The 15,804-nt window shown below is 57.9% G+C and carries 15 protein-coding genes; 10 read left to right on the forward strand and 5 right to left on the reverse strand.

Annotated elements, in window-relative coordinates:
* Positions 1-45 precede the first annotated feature (45 nt).
* The 7 genes from hemJ (at position 46) to CLM58_RS02305 (ending at position 7,373) form a co-directional block, all read left to right on the forward strand.
* Positions 46-495 (forward strand): protoporphyrinogen oxidase HemJ, encoded by a 450-nt coding sequence (hemJ, locus tag CLM58_RS02275; protein WP_095594796.1) that lies wholly within the window; start codon positions 46-48, stop codon positions 493-495.
* A gap of 122 nt (positions 496-617) precedes the next feature.
* Entirely contained in the window at positions 618-1,889 is a 1,272-nt protein-coding gene (gene rho, locus CLM58_RS02280; protein ID WP_095594282.1) for a transcription termination factor Rho, read from the forward strand.
* A gap of 9 nt (positions 1,890-1,898) precedes the next feature.
* Entirely contained in the window at positions 1,899-3,188 is a 1,290-nt protein-coding gene (mnmE, locus tag CLM58_RS02285; RefSeq protein WP_095594283.1) for a tRNA uridine-5-carboxymethylaminomethyl(34) synthesis GTPase MnmE, read from the forward strand.
* An 11-nt stretch (positions 3,189-3,199) separates the two neighbouring features.
* Positions 3,200-5,065 (forward strand): tRNA uridine-5-carboxymethylaminomethyl(34) synthesis enzyme MnmG, encoded by a 1,866-nt coding sequence (gene mnmG, locus CLM58_RS02290; protein ID WP_095594797.1) that lies wholly within the window; start codon positions 3,200-3,202, stop codon positions 5,063-5,065.
* Positions 5,062-5,661 carry a 16S rRNA (guanine(527)-N(7))-methyltransferase RsmG gene (gene rsmG, locus CLM58_RS02295; RefSeq protein WP_095594284.1) on the forward strand — a complete coding sequence of 200 codons (600 nt, stop codon included), beginning with the start codon at positions 5,062-5,064 and terminating at the stop codon, positions 5,659-5,661. Before mnmG ends, rsmG begins: the two co-directional genes overlap by 4 nt.
* Positions 5,651-6,451: a ParA family protein gene (locus tag CLM58_RS02300; RefSeq protein WP_095594285.1), complete on the forward strand. Its 801-nt coding sequence runs from the start codon at positions 5,651-5,653 to the stop codon at positions 6,449-6,451. The genes rsmG and CLM58_RS02300 overlap by 11 nt, the downstream gene beginning before the upstream one ends.
* 16 nt (positions 6,452-6,467) lie before the next feature.
* A complete protein-coding gene (locus CLM58_RS02305) occupies positions 6,468-7,373 on the forward strand; it encodes a ParB/RepB/Spo0J family partition protein (RefSeq protein WP_095594286.1) in 906 nt (301 codons plus the stop codon).
* On the opposite strand, the gene CLM58_RS02310 is transcribed toward CLM58_RS02305, so the two are convergent.
* The 4 genes from CLM58_RS02310 to rph are packed head-to-tail and all read right to left on the reverse strand — an operon-like array spanning position 7,348 to position 10,186.
* Complete coding sequence (locus tag CLM58_RS02310; protein WP_095594287.1) at positions 7,348-7,701, reverse strand: YbaN family protein; 354 nt, start codon at positions 7,699-7,701, stop codon at positions 7,348-7,350. The genes CLM58_RS02305 and CLM58_RS02310 overlap by 26 nt on opposite strands.
* 4 nt (positions 7,702-7,705) lie before the next feature.
* A complete protein-coding gene (gene hemW / locus CLM58_RS02315; protein ID WP_229666178.1) occupies positions 7,706-8,872 on the reverse strand; it encodes a radical SAM family heme chaperone HemW in 1,167 nt (388 codons plus the stop codon).
* A complete protein-coding gene (rdgB, locus tag CLM58_RS02320; protein ID WP_188720505.1) occupies positions 8,865-9,470 on the reverse strand; it encodes an RdgB/HAM1 family non-canonical purine NTP pyrophosphatase in 606 nt (201 codons plus the stop codon). Before rdgB ends, hemW begins: the two co-directional genes overlap by 8 nt.
* Entirely contained in the window at positions 9,470-10,186 is a 717-nt protein-coding gene (gene rph / locus CLM58_RS02325; protein WP_095594290.1) for a ribonuclease PH, read from the reverse strand. Before rph ends, rdgB begins: the two co-directional genes overlap by 1 nt.
* A 143-nt stretch (positions 10,187-10,329) precedes the next feature.
* Between rph and hrcA the strand changes: the two genes are divergently transcribed.
* The 3 genes from hrcA to CLM58_RS02340 all read left to right on the forward strand — a co-directional run bounded on the left by hrcA (position 10,330) and on the right by CLM58_RS02340 (position 13,038).
* Complete coding sequence (gene hrcA, locus CLM58_RS02330; protein WP_373286811.1) at positions 10,330-11,367, forward strand: heat-inducible transcriptional repressor HrcA; 1,038 nt, start codon at positions 10,330-10,332, stop codon at positions 11,365-11,367.
* A 5-nt stretch (positions 11,368-11,372) separates the two neighbouring features.
* The gene (locus CLM58_RS02335; RefSeq protein WP_095594292.1) at positions 11,373-11,939 is read left to right on the forward strand and encodes a nucleotide exchange factor GrpE; all 567 of its coding nucleotides are present in this window, start codon (positions 11,373-11,375) and stop codon (positions 11,937-11,939) included.
* 73 nt (positions 11,940-12,012) lie between these two features.
* A complete protein-coding gene (locus CLM58_RS02340) occupies positions 12,013-13,038 on the forward strand; it encodes a TPM domain-containing protein (RefSeq protein WP_158221834.1) in 1,026 nt (341 codons plus the stop codon).
* Between the two features lies 1 nt (position 13,039).
* Here CLM58_RS02340 and mutS read toward each other — a convergent pair whose 3' ends face one another.
* Positions 13,040-15,655 carry a DNA mismatch repair protein MutS gene (gene mutS, locus CLM58_RS02345; protein ID WP_095594294.1) on the reverse strand — a complete coding sequence of 872 codons (2,616 nt, stop codon included), beginning with the start codon at positions 15,653-15,655 and terminating at the stop codon, positions 13,040-13,042.
* Positions 15,656-15,804: the final 149 nt, after the last annotated feature.

Consider the following 15,804-nt stretch of genomic DNA (forward strand, 5'->3'; position numbering starts at 1 on the left):
TTTATATTTTATTATTTTAGAGAGATGGAAACAGGAGTGCTTCATATGACTGATATTCTGGCTTCCCTTTACCCATGGACGAAATCGTTACATGTGGTGTCGGTAATGGCGTGGATGGCGGGCCTGTTCTATTTGCCGCGTTTATTTGTCTATCACACCGAACAATGTGAGGTGGGGTCCGACAGGGATACTTTGTTCCAAACCATGGAGCGGAAATTGCTTCGGTTCATCATGAACCCCGCAATGATCGCCACATGGATCTTTGGCCTGATGCTGGTCTTCACCCCGGGAGTCGTCGATTGGGGCGCTGTGTGGCCCTATACGAAGGCGGCATCGGTCTTGGCGATGACGTGGTTCCATCACTGGCTTGGGTTGCGACGAAAGGATTTCATCAAGGGCGAGAACGCGCTAACCGGCAAGCAGCACCGTTGGATGAACGAAGTGCCGACTTTGCTGATGATTGTCATCGTGTTCTCGGTCATCGTGAAATTCTGATAAACTTGACTTCAAGGTTACGACTGCTTATCTCCCTTCCCGCAGGCCGTCCGGCTTGTTGAATTCCCCTGGAAAACCAAAATCATCATCCGTTTGGATGAAACCGAAAGCAGTTATTTCTTATGGCAGAGAACCGTCTGGCTCTTGCTGAGCTGAAAGCCAAAAGCCCCAAAGCCCTTCTGGCGATGGCCGAAGAACTTGAAATCGAAAACGCCTCGACCATGCGTAAGGGCGAGATGATGTTCGAGATCCTCAAGGAACATGCCGAAGAAGGCTGGGAGATTTCCGGTGACGGTGTTCTCGAGGTTCTGCAAGACGGGTTTGGTTTCCTACGTTCGCCCGAAGCGAACTATCTGCCGGGTCCCGATGACATCTACGTCTCGCCCGACATGATCCGTAAGAACTCTTTGCGGACCGGTGATACGGTGGAAGGTGTCATTAAAGCCCCGGGCGACAATGAACGCTACTTCGCGATCACCAAGCCGACGAAGATCAACTTCGAGGATCCCGAGAAGGCGAAGCACAAGATCAACTTCGACAACCTGACGCCGCTGTACCCGGATGAGCGCCTGAAGATGGAGATCGACGATCCGACCATCAAAGACCGTTCCGCCCGGATCATCGATCTGGTTGCGCCGATCGGTAAAGGCCAGCGCTCGTTGATCGTGGCGCCGCCGCGGACCGGTAAAACCGTTCTGTTGCAAAACATCGCCCATTCGATCGAGGCCAACCACCCAGAGTGTTACCTGATCGTTCTGCTGATCGACGAACGCCCGGAAGAGGTGACTGACATGCAGCGCTCTGTGAAGGGTGAGGTGATTTCCTCAACCTTCGACGAACCCGCGTCGCGTCACGTGGCCGTGTCTGAAATGGTCATCGAAAAAGCCAAGCGTCTGGTCGAACATAAACGAGATGTTGTTATCTTGCTCGACTCGATCACAAGACTTGGTAGGGCCTTCAACACAACCGTCCCGTCTTCGGGTAAGGTTTTGACCGGTGGTGTCGACGCAAACGCCCTGCAACGCCCCAAGCGTTTCTTCGGTGCTGCGCGGAACATTGAAGAAGGTGGTTCGCTGACCATCATCTCGACCGCGCTGATCGATACTGGCTCGCGGATGGACGAAGTTATCTTCGAAGAATTCAAAGGCACCGGTAACAGCGAGATCGTTCTGGACCGCAAGGTTGCCGACAAGCGTGTCTATCCGGCGATGGATATCCTTAAGTCCGGCACCCGGAAAGAGGACCTGCTGGTCGACGCGAAGGACCTGCAAAAGACCTTTGTACTGCGCCGCATCCTGAACCCGATGGGTACGACCGACGCGATCGAATTCCTGATCTCGAAGCTGAAGCAAACCAAGAACAACGCCGAGTTCTTCGATTCCATGAACACCTAAGAGGGGTCAATGGACACGATCTATGCCTTGGCGACGGCCCGCGGAAAAGCGGGCGTCGCTGTCATCCGGATCTCGGGGCCGCACGCACGTGCGGCCTTGTCTGCTTTGGGGGCGTCCGAGCCGCCCGCGCGGCGGGCTGCTCTGCGCGAGATCTTTTGGGATGGCGTCTTGCTGGATCAGGCCTTGGTTCTGCTGTTCCCGAAAGGGGCCAGCTTCACCGGCGAAGAGGTTGTCGAGCTTCACCTGCATGGCAGCCCGGCAACTGTTCGCGCAGTTCTGCAAGCCTTGTCGGAAATTGACGGGTTGCGCATGGCAGAGGCCGGAGAGTTCACCCGCCGTGCCTTGGAAAACGAAACACTGGATCTTGCCCAGGTCGAAGGTCTGTCCGATCTGCTCGAAGCAGAGACAGAGGCGCAGCGTCGTCAAGCACTGCAAGTCCTGTCTGGCGCGATCGGTGAAAGGGCCGAAGCCTGGCGGGCCAAACTGATCCGGGCAGCCGCGTTGCTGGCAGCTACGATTGATTTCGCAGATGAAGAGGTTCCGGTCGATGTAACACCGGAAGTCCTTGAATTACTTGATGAAGTCGCTTCTGATCTCAAGGCCGAGGCGGACGGGGTCGCAGTGGCCGAGCGTATCCGAGACGGGTTTGAGGTCGCTATTGTCGGGGCGCCTAATGCTGGTAAATCAACCTTGCTGAATGCTTTGGCTGGGCGAGAAGCCGCGATCACTTCGGAATACGCGGGCACAACGCGCGATGTCATCGAGGTGCGGATGGAGCTGCACGGACTGCCGGTAACGGTCTTGGACACAGCAGGACTTCGCGAAACCGAAGATGTGGTCGAAGGCATTGGTATCGACCGCGCCCGACAACGCGCGACAGATGCGGATCTGCGTGTCTTTTTGCTGTCGGGACCAGACGATAAACCGGGCCTAGATCCAGCGCCTGATGACCTGATCGTTCACGGCAAGGCCGATCTGGAAACCTGGGGTGATGCGCTAGCCGTCTCTGGTAAAACCGGCGTCGGCGTCGGGACGCTGGTCTCTGGGATCACCGAGGTTCTGGAAACCCGTGCCGCCCGTGCTGCGACCATGACACGAGAGCGTCACAGGCTGGCAGTACTGTCTGCCATTACCTCTGTTGAAAATGCACGGAATCAGGTAATAGGGGCCCCTGATTTGGCAGAGCTGGCTGCAGAAGAACTCAACTCCGCCGCCCGGGCATTGGACTCACTTGTTGGGCGGGTGGATGTCGAGCATATCCTCGACGAGATTTTCTCGAGCTTCTGTATCGGTAAGTAGGAGTGTTTCACGTGAAACATCGCGACTTTGATGTTGTGGTGGTCGGTGGTGGCCACGCCGGGGCGGATGCAGCGCATGCCGCCGCGCGGGTTGGAGCGCGCACCGCACTGGTAACACTTCGATTCGACGGTATCGGGGTGATGTCCTGCAACCCGGCAATCGGCGGGTTGGGGAAGGGCCATCTGGTACGCGAGGTCGATGCGCTTGGCGGGTTGATGGGGCAGGTCGCGGACCGCGCCGGCATTCAGTTTCGCCTGCTAAACCGCCGCAAAGGCCCTGCAGTACAAGGGCCGCGCGCCCAAGCAGACCGCAAGATTTACCGCGAAACCATGCAAGCCTTCATCTCGGCGACCCCTAATCTGGAAGTCGTCGAAGGCGAGGTTACCGACCTGATCATGGATGGCGGGGCTGTTCGCGGCGTGGTTTTGGCGGATGGGTCAGAGCTGAAAGCTGCTGCTGTCGTACTGACAACCGGCACATTCCTGCGCGGCATTATCCATATCGGTGACGTTCAGCGCCCGGGTGGACGTATTGGCGACAACGCTTCGGTGAAGCTGGCCGAGCGGATGGACAGCTTTGGTTTGCCCTTGGGTCGTTTGAAAACAGGGACCCCGCCGCGACTGGACGGGCGGACGATTGCCTGGGATGAGCTTGACGCACAACCCGGTGACGATGATCCGGTGCTGTTTTCCTTCCTGTCGGACAAACCATTCGCGCGCCAGATTTCTTGCGGAATCACGCATACGAACGAACGAACACACGAATTTATCCGGAATAATCTTGATCGCTCGGCCATGTATGGCGGTCATATTGAGGGCGTCGGCCCGCGGTATTGCCCCTCGATCGAGGATAAGGTGGTGCGGTTTGCTGATAAAACCTCTCATCAAATCTTCCTTGAACCCGAGGGGCTGGACGATCACACCGTTTATCCGAATGGGATTTCAACTTCTTTGCCAGAAGATGTGCAGCATGATTACGTGCACTCGATCAAAGGCTTGGAAGAGGCTGTCATCCTGCAACCGGGTTACGCGATTGAATACGACTATGTTGATCCGCGGGCGCTGAACGCTCAATTGGGTGTGAAAGATGTTCCGGGCCTTTATTTGGCGGGGCAAATCAACGGGACCACCGGCTATGAAGAGGCCGCAGCACAGGGGACAGTGGCCGGCTTGAACGCCGCGATGCAGGCACAAGACCGAGATCCGATCTTGTTCAGCCGCTCTGACAGCTATATCGGCGTGATGGTCGATGACCTGATCACACGCGGCGTAACAGAGCCTTATCGTATGTTCACCTCGCGGGCAGAGTTCCGTCTGTCTTTGCGGGCAGATAACGCTGACCAACGCCTTACCCAGAAAGGCATAGATATCGGCTGCGTGGGGGAAGCACGCCAAAAGGCCTTTGCCCAGAAGATGGAGCGGCTAGAGGCGGCGAAAACTGCTTTGGAGGCCATGTCTCTAACACCCAAGCAAATTCGGGCAGCCGGTATTAGCGTCAGCGAAGACGGTAATCGCCGCAACGGGATGGACGTTCTGGCGTTCCCTGACGTTGGTTTTGACGACATGGTCGCCCTGAACGAAGAATTGTCGGGCGTAGATTCGGAAATTCGGGCTCAGGTAGAGCGCGATGCGCTTTATGCCAACTACATCAAGCGTCAGGAACAGGACCTTGCCGCCATCAAGCGTGACGAGGCTCATAAAATTCCGGTCGATTTCGACTATGACGCTCTGAACGGTCTATCAAATGAGCTGACGCTGAAGCTGAAGCGGGTTCGCCCCAGCACATTGGGGCAGGCGGGCCGTGTAGAGGGCATGACGCCGGCGGCGCTGACCGTTATTCTGGCGCGTCTTCGTCAGATGGAGCGGCAAAGCGCATGATCGATGTTTCACGTGAAACACGCGAGCGTCTGGAAACCTACGAATCCCTTCTGAAGAAGTGGAACCCAGCCATTAATCTGGTGTCGAAATCGACGCTGGATGATGCCTGGACCCGGCACTTTGTGGACTCTGCCCAAATCTTTGATCTGACCCCTGATGACACCCGCCATTGGGTCGACATCGGAAGCGGTGGCGGCTTCCCCGGATTGGTCGTTGCGATCATGGCGGCAGAAGCGCGACCCGAGATGTCCACAACCTTGATCGAAAGCGATTTGCGCAAGGCGACATTTCTGCGGACAGTGATTCGAGAAACCGGAATTTCGGCTAAGGTACTGTCAGAACGTATTGAAAAAGCGCCTCCTCAACAGGCAGATGTCCTGTCGGCCCGCGCTTTGGCGCCCTTGACGGACCTTTTGGGCTTTGCCGAACGGCATTTATCCCCAAAAGGACTCACAGTTTTCCCCAAAGGAAAATCAGCTGTGGATGAAATTAACGCCGCGCTTGAAACGTGGTCCTTCGACCTGCAGAAAGTAGTAAGTCAAACGGACTCAGACGCCGTTATTTTGCTGATCAGGGACATCCGCCGTGCCAAATAGCCCGAGTACTACCCCGACCAAGATTGTTGCCGTGGCCAACCAGAAGGGTGGTGTTGGCAAAACGACAACCACCATCAATCTCGGTGCAGCTTTAGCCGCGCAGGGCAAAAAGGTTCTGATCGTGGACATAGACCCGCAGGGCAATGCCTCGACGGGTTTGTCGGTTGGTACAGAAGAACGCGAAAAAACCAGCTATGACCTGCTGGAAAAGACGCCCCTTGCCGCAATCGTGCGTCCGACCCCGGTTGATGGGCTGTTGATCATCCCGGCGACGACGGATCTTAGCTCGGCCGATATTGATCTTGCGAACAACGACCGCCGTGTATTTCTGTTGCGGGATGCGCTGCGTGGGGCAGAGGGCAAGGCCTTTGACTATATCCTGATTGATTGTCCGCCATCGCTGAACCTACTGACTGTGAATGCGATGGTGGCCGCGGATTCCATTCTGGTGCCGCTGCAAAGCGAGTTTTTCGCCCTAGAAGGGCTTTCTCAGCTTATGTTGACCATCCGGGAGCTGCGTGAGGCTGCGAACCCGAACCTGCGGATCGAAGGAATCGTGCTGACCATGTATGATCAGCGCAACCGTCTGTCGCAGCAGGTAGAAGACGACGCCCGCGAATATTTGGGCGAATTGGTATTTGAAACGGTCATTCCCCGCAATGTCCGCGTAAGCGAGGCGCCTTCCTACGGTATTCCCGTGTTGGATTACGAGCCCTCATCGCGTGGGGCACAGGCGTATATCGCGCTGGCGCAGGAAATGCTGAAAAAGTCGGTGGCAGCCGCCGCCTAATCGGAAAGGAAAACCCATGGCACGAAACAGTGAACGCCGGGGTCTGGGGCGCGGTTTGTCGGCGCTGATGGCCGATGTGAACTTGGATGAGCCGGCAAAAGCCGAGCAACCGACCTCAAAACCGGCTGATCGCACGCTTCCGATCGAACAACTGGTGCCAAATCCGAACCAGCCACGTCGTCATTTTTCGGACGATGCGCTAGAAGAGCTGTCGGACTCGATTGCCGAAAAGGGCGTTATTCAGCCCATTATCGTGCGCCCAAGCCCGAACAAGGCAGACAGCTATGAGATCGTCGCAGGAGAACGCCGCTGGCGCGCGTCTCAGCGGGCTCAGCTGCATGAGGTTCCCGTCATCATCCGCGAGATGGATGACACCGAAGTTCTGGAAGTCGCGATCATCGAAAACATTCAGCGTGCCGACCTGAACCCGATTGAAGAGGCGATGGGCTATCGCCAGCTGATGGATCGCTTCGGTCATACCCAGGAAAAGCTGGCAGAGGCGATGTCGAAAAGCCGAAGCCACATCGCAAACCTGATGCGGTTGCTGACTTTGCCGGATCAAGTGCAGGATTACTTGCGCGAAGGAAAACTGTCTGCGGGACACGCCCGAGCGCTGGTCACAACGGTAGATCCGCTGGCGATGGCAAAACAGGTGATTTCGGGCGGATTATCGGTCCGTGACACCGAAAAACTTGCGAAACAATCTGTGCCCTCTCGTCCAGCAAAATCTTCTAAGCCGGGTAAAGATGCAGATACTAAAGCTCTCGAAGGGGACCTTTCGGCCAATTTGGGGCTGAAAGTGACCATTGATCATGTCGCTGGCGGCGAAAATGGGAAGATGGTGATCTCTTACAAGACGTTGGAAGAGTTGGATGCGCTGTGCGGCGTGCTGTCTGCTACGCCGATGGACGTGTCCAAATAAAGATCAGGACGCCAATCAGGGCCAAGGCCTGAACGATCAGAATCTTGGTTGGCACACCCAACAGCAGGGACAACAGAAAAGCCACAGCAACGGAAAGTGTCGCGGCTCTTTTTGCACTGGGGCGGATGGCCCCGCGTTCCTGCCAGTCTAGGATCATTGGACCAAAGGTGGGGTGTGTGATCAGCCAGTTGTGCAGGTTCTCGGACGAGCGTGCAAAGAAGAACGCAGCCAGCAGCAGGAATGGCGCTGTCGGGATCAGGGGCAGGGCGATACCGATCAGTCCCAACCCGACGCAAAGCAATCCAAGAAGAAGCCAGACGATCTGCATGTGATCAGGCACCCTCGCTGTCTGGAAGAAGCTCCCGGATCACGGCGTTAAGGACAGCGCGACCTTGGTCCGTGGTTTTCAATTGGTCGCCTGAATGTTCGATCATGCCCAAAGATTCCAGTTCTTCCGTGTTCGCAATGGGTTGCCCAAGCAGGGATTCATAGCGGTTAACGCTAATACCATCGCGCAAGCGCAAGCCCATCATCATGTATTCACCGGCCTGATCGAAACCCGTCAGGGGTGTGCAGGATTGGTCGCCGTTTCCAGTTTTTTCTACTGTTTCCAACCACTTACCCGGGGCAAGCGCCGTATCTATGGCATGTCGTTGCCCGTTAAAAGTCAACCGGCCATGGGCGCCGGGGCCGATCCCGGCATAGTCGCCATAGCGCCAGTAGATCTTGTTGTGGCGGCTCTCCGACCCGGGGCGGGCGTGGTTCGACACCTCATAGGCGGGCAGGCCGGCGGCATCGCAAATCTCTTGCGTCAGGAAGTACATGTCACCCGCGCTATCTTCGTCGGGCAGGCCACGCAGAAGGCCGCGATCATAGCGGTCGCCAAAGGCGGTGCCGGCTTCGATCGTCAGCTGGTATAGCGACAGGTGGTCGATGGCCATCGACAGCGCCTCGCGCAGTTCTGCGACCCATTGGTCAGGCGTCTGGTCCTGACGCGCATAGATCAGGTCGAAACTGACCCGGTCAAAGGTGTTTCTGGCGATGTCGAACGCCTTACGAGCCTCTGCAACACTGTGCAGGCGGCCCAAACGGCGCAGATCGTCGTCATTCAGGGACTGTACGCCCATCGAAACGCGGTTCACCCCGGCTTCACGGTAGCCCTGAAAGCGGCCCGCTTCGACAGAAGTCGGGTTGGCCTCTAGCGTGATTTCCATGTCATTGGCTGTGGGCCACGCAGCGCGGGCAGCGTCGATGATATCGGCCACGACTTCGGGTTGCATCAGGCTGGGCGTGCCGCCCCCGAAGAAAATCGTGTTCAGGGTGCGGCCCGGAACAAGGTCAGAAATTCGTTTAATTTCAGATAGATAGGCATCGCGCCACCGCGTTTGATCAATACTGGCAGCAACGTGGCTGTTGAAGTCGCAATAGGGGCATTTCGCCTGGCAGAAGGGCCAATGGACATAAAGCCCAAAGCCCCCGTTTTGCCAGTCATCAGCCAAGGATCGCGACCAGTTTTTCGAAGGCGCGGGCGCGGTGGCTGATGCGGTTTTTCTCATCGGCGGCCATTTCACCAAAGGTGATGTCGTACCCGTTCGGCTGGAAGATCGGGTCATAGCCATGACCTTCTTCGCCGCGCATGGGCCAGACGATCTCGCCGGGGGCGTGGCCCTCGAAGATCTCTTCGTGCCCGTCAGGCCAGGCCAATACAAAGGTGCAGCAGAACCGTGCGGTGCGGGGGAAGGGGGCTTTGGCCTCTTCCAGCTTTTCCCAAGATTTGGTCATCGCCATCTTGAAATCGCGACCGTTGGGCGTTTCGGCCCAGTCGGCGGTGTAGACGCCGGGGGCGCCGCCCAGACCGTCGATCTCGATCCCGCTGTCGTCGGCTAGTGCGGGCAGGCCGGTGGCTTTGACAGCCGCCAGCGCCTTGATCCGGGCGTTGCCGATGAACGTGGTTTCTGTCTCTTCGGGTTCATCCAGACCCAGTTCGCCGGCCGAGGTCACCTCGATCCCGAACGGGGCCATAAGTGCTTGAATTTCCGCCAGTTTTCCCGCGTTATGCGTGGCGATCACCAGCTTCTTTTCAGTGAATTTGCGCATTATGCCCCCACGGCGGCGTTCTGTGCTGCGACCAGTTCGGCCAGTCCTTTGTCCGCCAGATCCATCAGCTTGTTCATCTCATCCCGTGAATATGTAGAGCCTTCCGCCGACATTTGTACCTCGATCAGCCGACCGCTGCCGGTGGCGACGAAGTTGCCGTCGGTGCCAGCTTCGCTGTCTTCGGGGTAATCCAGATCCAAAACCGGTTGGCCCGCATAGATGCCGCAGGACACGGCAGCGACATTGTCGGTCAGCGGGTCAGAGATGATGTCGCCAGCCTTCATCAGCTTGTTCACGGCCAGACGTAGGGCAACCCAACCGCCAGTGATCGAAGCACAACGGGTGCCGCCATCGGCCTGAATAACGTCGCAGTCGACGGTAATCTGACGTTCACCCATGGCCTGACGATCCACGCCTGCACGCAGCGAGCGGCCAATCAGGCGCTGGATTTCGACGGTCCGGCCACCTTGCTTGCCAGCCGTCGCTTCCCGGCGCATCCGGGACGAAGTCGAGCGCGGCAGCATGCCGTATTCGGCGGTGACCCAGCCCAGACCCTTGTTGCGCAGGAAGGGCGGTACGCGTTCTTCCAGCGAGGCGGTGCACAGAACATGGGTGTCACCCATCTTGATCAGGCACGAGCCTTCTGCATGTTTGGTCACATCGGTTTCGATCGAAACGGAACGCATTTGGTCAAGCTGACGGCCAGAGGGGCGCATGGGGATCTCTCCTAGTAAAACTTGGCGCTTTGCTCACATGTTGGCGCGCATGATGCAAGGGTCATTGACGCCGGAAACGACAGCACTTTAATGACAGTCAGAGGATTTATGCCGTGACTGACCCTAACAGCCTGTTGGAAGAGATGAACGATCGCTCGCGCGAAGTATTTCGGCGGGTGGTTGAAGGATACCTGGAAACGGGTGAGCCGATAGGCTCTCGGTCGCTGACACGCACCTTATCCGAGAAGGTCTCGGCAGCGACGATCCGCAACGTAATGCAGGACCTAGAGTTCCTGGGCCTTCTGGACAGCCCCCATGTTTCGGCCGGGCGCATCCCGACGCAACTGGGTCTGCGGATGTTCGTCGATGGACTGCTAGAGGTCCGCAATCTGGATCGCGAAGATCAAAGCAAGATCGACGCGACCGTCGGTGGGTCTTCGGACGTGACCAATATGCTGGACAGCATTGGCTCGGCCCTGTCTGGCGTCACCCATGGCGCATCACTGGTGCTGGCACCTAAGCAAGAGGCGCCCATTCGCCATATCGAATTTGTCAGCCTTGCTCCGGACCGCGCACTAGTGGTTCTGGTGTTTGCCGACGGGCAGGTCGAGAACCGTGTTTTCACCCCGCCAACGGGCCAGACCCCGTCGTCTTTGCGAGAGGCCGCGAACTTTCTGAACGCCGTGGCCGAGGGTCATACATTGTCCGAACTGCGCGACGTTGTTTCACGAGAAATCAAGGAACACCGCCAAACGCTGGACGCCTTGGCCCGCGACATGGTCGAAAACGGCATGGCGATCTGGGAAAACGAAGACACTGCATACGAACGCCTGATCGTGCGCGGACGGGCGAATCTTCTGGAAAACTCAGCAGAAGCGGAAGAGCTGGAACGCATCCGCAGCCTGTTTGATGACCTTGAACGCAAGCGCGACATCGCCAATTTCCTTGAACTGGCCGAAGACGGCGAGGGTGTGCGCATTTTTATCGGCTCTGAGAACAAGCTTTTTTCACTTTCGGGTTCCTCTTTGGTGGTCTCTCCCTATATGAACGCTGATCGAAAGATAATCGGCGCTGTAGGCGTGATCGGACCGACCCGTCTTAATTACGGGCGCGTGGTACCGGTGGTCGACTACACAGCGCAGCTGGTCGGAAAGCTGATTTCCGGCAGTGGCAAAGGTTGAGACTTATGGCTGAGGCTAAGAAAGACGTGGCAGACGAACTGATGTCTGAAGAAGAGCTGATTGATATTACCGATCCGGAATCCATGGAAGAACCGGAAGAGATTAGTGAAGCGGTCGAGGCAGTAATTGCTGAGCGTGACGAATACAAAGACCGTTTCATGCGTGCGCTGGCAGACGCAGAGAACCTGCGCAAGCGTGGCGAACGTGATCGTCGCGATGCCGAGAAATACGGCGGGTCCAAGCTGGCCCGCGATATGGCGCCGGTTTACGACAACCTGAAACGCGCTTTGGGCGCGGTGACCGACGAGCAGCGCGAAGCAAACAAGGCGCTGCTGGAAGGCATCGACCTGACCATGCGCGAGCTGACCAACGTGTTTTCCAAGCACGGCATCGAGGTGATCGCACCCGAGGTTGGTGATACGTTCGATCCGGACGTCCACGAAGCCATGTTCGAAGCCCCTGTGCCGAATACCACAAAGGGTGAGATCATTCAGGTTCTGGGCCAAGGCTTCAAACTGCATGACCGCCTGTTGCGGGCCGCGCAGGTGGGCGTTTCGTCCAATCCCGGCTAAACAGCCCTTGGAAACGATGTTAGAAAGCTCCCGTCCTTTGGCGGGAGCTTTTCTTTTGCGACGTATTCTTTTTTTGATTTTTACAGTTTGGGTGCCGATTGCAGCGCAGGCCCAGACCTACCCGGATTACACCGAAACCTATGTAAATGACTTCGCCGATCTTTTGCCGGAGGCGGATGAAGCCCGCATTCGCGACAAGCTGATCGAGCTGAAGGAAAAGAAAGACATCGAGTTCACGGTCGTGACAATCAACCTCATGTCAAACTATGGCCACAGCGGTGCGATCGAACCTTTTGCCACAGGGCTGTTCAACTATTGGGGTGTGGGCGATGCGCAGCGTAATGACGGGGTCATGATGCTGATCGCGCGCTTTGACCGCGAAATGCGGATCGAGGTCGGCGCGGGTTACGGCACCCGAATGAACAAGCCGATGCAGATCGTTATCGACAGCAATATCCTACCCTATTTCCGGCGTGACGATTACATCGGCGGAATCGAAGAAGGTGTGGACGAGGTCATCTTGGAGCTTACCGGCCGTTACCCCGGGGAATACGACAAGAGCACCGCCAGCCATCTGTGGGGCGGTGTGATGGATATCATTCATGGTCTGGGAAACTGGTTGTGGGCCATCCTCGGCCCGCTGATGCTGATACCGGTTCAGGCTTATCGCCGGTGGAAACGCAATACGCCGCGGATTTGCCCGCGCGACGGCTCGAAAATGGTGCGGCTGGACGAGGTTTGGGACGACAACCATTTGCAGCAGGGACAAATCAAGGAAGAACAGTTGAAAAGCGTCGATTATGACGTTTGGGATTGCCCGAAATGTAACCACGTGACGGTCGAGGGCTATAAGGCGTGGTTTTCGCAATATGGCGCTTGTCGTTCCTGCGGCTATCGCACTGTCGAGGGCGACACCACGGTTCTGAAGACGGCGACCACGTCGTCCACAGGCAAGAAGCGGATCGACTACCACTGCCACCACTGTCAGGATGCGTGGAGCGTCACCCGAACCATTCCTAAGAAGTCAAAAAGCGCGTCCTCTTCGGGCGGGTTCGGAGGTGGATCCTCTAGCGGCGGCGGCGCAAGCGGCAGCTGGTAGATCAGCTTTTCTTCAGCGCTTTCAGTTCGTAAAGCAATTCCAATGCTTCGCGGGGGGTCAGGTTGTCGGGGTGGATGTCCTCTAGCCGGTCTTCAACTTCGGACGGACCCGCAGCGGGCGCTGCCGCAGGCGCCGGGGTTGCGGCAAACAAGGGCAGTTCGTCGATCAAGGCCTTGGGCCCTTCGCGGTCACGCTCTCCTTGTTCCAGCTTTTCCAGAACCGATCTGGCGCGTTCGACGACGGCGGGCGGCAGGCCAGCCAGCTTGGCGACCTGCACACCATAAGATCGGTCAGCGGCTCCTTTTTGAACTTCGTGCAGGAAGATCACCTGACCTTCCCATTCCTTCACGGCGACGGTGGCGTTATCGGCCCCTTCCAGCTTCGTCGCGAGCGATGTCATCTCGTGATAATGCGTGGCAAACAGTGCGCGGCAGCGGTTGACGTCATGCAGGTGTTCCAGCGTGGCCCATGCGATTGATAGGCCGTCATAGGTTGCCGTGCCCCGGCCGATCTCGTCCAAAATCACCAGCGCACGGTCGTCGGCTTGGTTCAGGATCGCTGCGGTTTCGACCATTTCAACCATGAATGTCGATCGGCCCCGGGCAAGGTCATCCGACGCGCCGACCCGGCTGAAGATCTGGCTGACAAGGCCGATATGGGCTGACTTCGCGGGTACGAAGCTACCAGCTTGGGCCAGCAGTGCGATAAGCGCGTTCTGGCGCAGGAAGGTCGATTTACCAGCCATGTTCGGACCGGTCAGCAACCAGATCGCCGCACCAGCGTCAGCCGTCAGATCGCAATCGTTGGCGACGAAGCTTTCGCCGCCTTGGCGACGCAGCGCTTGTTCCACCACTGGGTGGCGGCCGCCGACAATCGTGAAACAGCGACTGTCATCGACCTGCGGGGCGCACCAGTCTTGGTCGACTGCCAGATCGGCAAGACCGCAGGCAAGGTCGATCTCTGCCAAGGCCCGCGCGGCCATGCCGACGGTATCTGCTTGGTCAAGGATCGCGCTGCGCAGCCCTTCGAACAACTGTTTCTCAATCTCCAACGCGCGGGCGCCGGCGCTCAGGATGCGGGCTTCCAGTTCGGAAAGCTCTACCGTTGTAAACCGCACCGCGTTGGCGGTGGTCTGGCGGTGGATGAAGGTTTCCGACAAGGGCGGCGACATCATCACGTCGGCATGTTTGGCCGTCGTTTCGATGAAATAACCAAGGACGTTGTTGTGTTTGACCTTCAGCGACTGAATGCCGGTTTGCGCGGCGAAATCGGCCTGCATTCCGGCGATCACGCCGCGGCCTTCGTCGCGCAGGGTCCGGGCCTCGTCCAGTTCCGGGTGATGACCGGGGGCGATAAAGCCACCGTCACGCGCCAGAAGTGGGGGCTCGGCAATCAGCGCGTCGTCCAGCAATTGCTGCAACTCTTCGTGGCCGGTCAGGTCTTGGGTCGCTTGGGCCAAAAGCTTTGGCAGATCACCCTGAAGCGTTTCGGCGATGTCAGCGGCCTGGGCCAAGCCATTCCGAATGGCGGCCAGATCACGCGGGCCGCCTCGGTCCAGCGCTAGGCGCGACAAGGCGCGATCCATGTCGGGTGCTTTGCGTAGCATGTCGCGCAAACGGTCGCGCAGGCGGGATTGTTCCACGGCGAACCGGACGTTTTCCTGACGATCAAGGATCGACGTCAGATCGGTTGATGGCCCGGAAATCCGACGTTCCAGCAACCGGGCCCCGGCAGCCGTCACTGTTCGGTCAATCGCCCCAAGCAGGGACCCATCGCGCCCCCCGGCCATGGATTGCGTCAATTCCAGTGATCGGCGGGTGGCTGCGTCGATCTGCAAAGTGCCCGAAACGGCCTCGCGCACCGGTGTGCGCAGCAGGGGCAGTTTACCCTTCTGCGTGATATCCAGATAATCGACGATCGCGCCCATCACGCCCAGCTCGGCGCGGGTGAACTGGCCGAAACTGTCTAGCGAGCCAACCTTGAACAGCTCTTTCAGGCGCTTCTCGGCAGAGGTGCTGTCGAAGCTGGCGTTCGACAAGGGCGTCAGGGCAACGCCGCTGTCTTCGGCCATATCGCGCAAGGCGCTGTCGGCGTCGTCGACCACCAGCAATTCGCGCGCCCCAAGACGGGCCATTTCAGGCGACAGGCGCACTGGTGTGATCGGCATCACGTGGAACGCCCCGGTCGAGATATCGACCCAGGCTAGCGCGGCTTCATTCCGAACCTCGGTATAGGCAGCAAGGAAGTTGTGACGGCGCGCCTCTAGCAGAGAGTCCTCGGTCAGCGTGCCGGGCGTGACCAGCCGCACGACCTCACGCTTCACAACAGCCTTATAGCCACGTTTCTTGGCCTCGGCCGGGCTTTCCATCTGTTCGCAGACAGCGACGCGGAACCCCTTGCGGATCAGCGTCAGGAAATAGCCTTCGGCCGCATGATGAGGCACGCCGCACATGGGGATTTCTTCGCCCGCGTGTTTGCCGCGTTTGGTCAGGGCAATATCCAGCGCTTCAGCCGCCGCGACCGCGTCGTCAAAGAACATCTCGTAGAAATCGCCCATCCGGTAGAACAGCAGCGCATCTTTATGCGCCTCTTTGATCTCCAGATACTGCGCCATCATCGGCGTCACTGCTGCTGCGGCCAAGCTTGCCCCCTGCCCCGTGGTTCGACCCGCAGCTTACAAATGCGACAAACTGGGCGAAAGCCCGAAATCATCGGTGGTTGTCGCGAAACTTCCGCGCGGTTAAGAACGGGGGACGTCTAAGGAGG

This window comes from Actibacterium pelagium (genome assembly GCF_002285415.1).
Lineage (GTDB): Bacteria > Pseudomonadota > Alphaproteobacteria > Rhodobacterales > Rhodobacteraceae > Actibacterium_B > Actibacterium_B pelagium.